The sequence below is a fragment of the Flavobacterium sp. genome (assembly GCF_049590715.1).
In the GTDB taxonomy this organism is placed as follows: Bacteria; Bacteroidota; Bacteroidia; order Flavobacteriales; family Flavobacteriaceae; genus Flavobacterium.
In genome coordinates, this window is record NZ_JBAWDL010000209.1 from 1 (window position 1) to 1,734 (window position 1,734).

The window sequence follows — 1,734 nt, forward strand, 5'->3', positions numbered from 1 at the left end:
GAACATTACACTCTTTCATTTTACCAATATTACTTACAATTTCGTTTTTGCCTTATTTATACTGCTTATCGCTTTACAGTATTTACGAATCATACTTTATAAGACTTGATTTTATGACTGTCAAAAAAGAAAAGGTTAAGAAAGTTAAACGGTACATTAGACAAAGAGCTAATCTAAATATTCATAGACTAAATAGAATAATGGAACGCTTCGATAAAAGAGTATTTTATGATGAAACTAACTTGAAAGAATACGTGAAACTAATAAGCAAAAAAGAAAAAGCCAGTGGCTAACAGCCGTTTAGCAAGATTGCGAATTTTTCGGTAAAATCACGTTTACGTTTCGCAAGAAATTTTATCTTTAACGGAAAATAATCGGTTACGAAATTCGCAACCTCGCTAAGCGGCAAAACGTCAGGCTGTGAAAAAACCTCTTTTTTCTACAATATCATTAAATTTTACGATATCACAACTTAAATAAAGCCTTCTAAGAAGGCTGTTTTTTTTAGGCAGCTGATTTAGTTTGGAACGAAAGGAAGGCTGTATTGGGGCCTAAATACTTCGCTTTTAGCGAGAGGAAGACTTTTGCCTTGTATGGTGAGTTCCATTTTAGAAGTTTGGTAATTAAATCGGGAACACCCAGTATTTTGATACTACGTTTGATGTTGTAAACCAACATAATCAAACTGTGTTCTCCATTTACTTTTTCTAGTCCAGTTAAATTGGTATGATTGTATCCCCATTGTCTTTTGATAGTGCCAAATATATGTTCGTTGATCTCTTGCCTAGTTCTGTATAATTGTGCGTTTTCTTGATAACGTTTGTTGTTTTCTTCTACTGCATCGGCATACTCGCTCCTATCTATTTCCCGTCCAGCTGGTCTTGCTGTGCAAAGGTGTTTTACAGGACATTCTTTGCAAGCAGATGTTCGGTATTTTTTAAATTGGTAACCGCTTTGTTCTGTTCGACCACTTTTTTTATGCCATCTCCCAGTGGTTTTTAAGGTATCGCCTTGGGGACATGTATAGGTATCATCGGATTTATTGTATTGAAATTGAGCTACTAGATATTCAGGTTGTGTAGCACTTCCTCTTGCTCTACCTGGGGTAGGATGCGCGACAATGGTGGTAATGTTATGGTTCTTGCATTGGGTTATTTCTCTTCCGTTGTGGTACCCTTTATCTACTAAAACGGTAAGGCTATCTACTCCCAAATTTTCTTTGGCCTCCAAAGCAATTGCTCCTAAAGCATTAAGATCATTACGATTTATTGTATGAGTGGCAACTACTAAATTGTGTTTATTATCAACTGCAGCTTGAATATTGTAACTTACCTCTACAACTACTCCCTGTACTAATAGCGCTCGAGCATCTTCATCGGTTGTGCTTATCTGAGGTTCACCGCTGGCTTGTAACTTTTCTTCCAACAATTTATAACCTAATTTATTCTTTTGTAATCGAGCGATTTTTTCTTGAATATTAGTAATTGAAGTAGTGGTGTCTTGCGAATCATTTTGATCTAGTTGTGTCAAATATTCCTCTGTTTTTTCTTCTATATAAGCCAAATGTCTATCAATTTTCTTTTGATTAAAATTAGCTTTCTTACTGTTGTGCGCTCTACTTTTTGTTCCATCAATAGCGATGGTTTCTCCAGCAATCAAATCAGCATCTTTGAGAAAAGAGACAAATACTTTGAACAAATTTTTTAATGCTCCCGGATTCTGCTTTCTGAAATC

At 35.4% G+C, this 1,734-nt stretch carries 2 protein-coding genes; one reads left to right on the forward strand and one right to left on the reverse strand.

Going from position 1 to position 1,734, the window contains the following annotated elements; genetic code table 11:
* Positions 1 to 293: hypothetical protein (locus WBQ70_RS09585; protein ID WP_423913396.1), on the forward strand; the 293-nt coding region annotated here is incomplete at its 5' end.
* A gap of 211 nt (positions 294 to 504) precedes the next feature.
* Here the strand turns inward: WBQ70_RS09585 and WBQ70_RS09590 are convergent.
* Positions 505 to 1,734: transposase (locus tag WBQ70_RS09590; RefSeq protein WP_423913397.1), on the reverse strand; the 1,230-nt coding region annotated here is incomplete at its 5' end.